Annotated in this window: 1 protein-coding gene; it reads left to right on the top strand. The window is 47.0% G+C overall.

Annotated elements, in window-relative coordinates:
- The first annotated feature begins 86 nt into the window (after positions 1 to 86).
- The gene (locus ABD892_RS10545) at positions 87 to 986 is read left to right on the top strand and encodes a hypothetical protein (RefSeq protein ID WP_345195583.1); all 900 of its coding nucleotides are present in this window, start codon (positions 87 to 89) and stop codon (positions 984 to 986) included.
- The last annotated feature ends 60 nt before the right edge of the window (positions 987 to 1046 follow it).

Below are 1046 nucleotides of genomic sequence, written 5' to 3'. Positions count from 1 at the left end.
GGCTGGGTTACATGGCTGCGCGAACCTGCCCCATGCCAGCAAGGCTTCTCAAGCTGGCTGAGCCACAGTGGTAATCAGGTAAAGTATTGAACCTGTCTCTGGAAGAAGTCCCTTCGATTACAGTACTCAGTCAGCGTATTGATTTCATAGGCGAAACGATTCCTGATGATGACATGGCATGCAGACTCCTAATGGCCTATATTGCAACCCGTCTGGATATTGAAATATCAGCTTATTATCTCTCTTCAAATGTGGTTCATGAACTGGAAAGGCAACCAGACAGACCACAACCTGAGCAACGCCCCCCCTTGGTCAACTACTTTACGCGTCCTCTTGCTCATACTGTTAGTGAACGCATTAGAGCCTTACGTGAGTATTTCCATCTGACAATACCAGGCATTCTAGCTGACCTTAATACTGATGAAACCGATATGCCCGTCGCCCTGACCGGTAGTATGGCATTCCAGCACTATATACTCTCAATATGGGATGACGAATCGGACTCAACCTTACAACACCTCTATGAACAGGCTGGACCGCGCTTACCGGAAGGCATCAACCAGCATCACATGCAAGCATGCATGACACCACGTGATACCGACCTCACCGTTCTCAATCACAGTCAGTTTAATAGCATTGTGCAGTGGCTCAAAAAATCACTGGAAAAGGCACGTATGGATCACTGGGAGCTGGCAAACGAAATGGGCTCTGTCATCATCAGAGGGCATGAAGAAGCAATTTACCTTGGTAAAGTAATTACAACAGACCGCCTGACTGTAATGGGTACCGGAGCATTTCCTGAAAACATTCATTATGTTATCGACGTAACAATGGGCTCTTACCCGGATCAGCCCTCACCGGATCATTACACGACCGTAGCCTCTGGAGGCAGCCATATTCATATACGCCGCATGGATGACATTATTCTGGATGAATTAAACTGCATACAAACACAGTTTGCAGGTTGCATATTCTGGTTTACTTGAACACCGATTCTGGTCTACTTGAACACCCCCGTCACCTTACGTATTGGCGAGCCTGATTTT

The organism is Kistimonas scapharcae (assembly GCF_039540975.1).
GTDB classification, from domain to species: Bacteria; Pseudomonadota; Gammaproteobacteria; order Pseudomonadales; family Endozoicomonadaceae; genus Kistimonas; species Kistimonas scapharcae.
The sequence above is the reverse complement of the archived record's forward strand: the minus strand, read 5'-3'. Positions and strand labels throughout refer to the sequence as shown.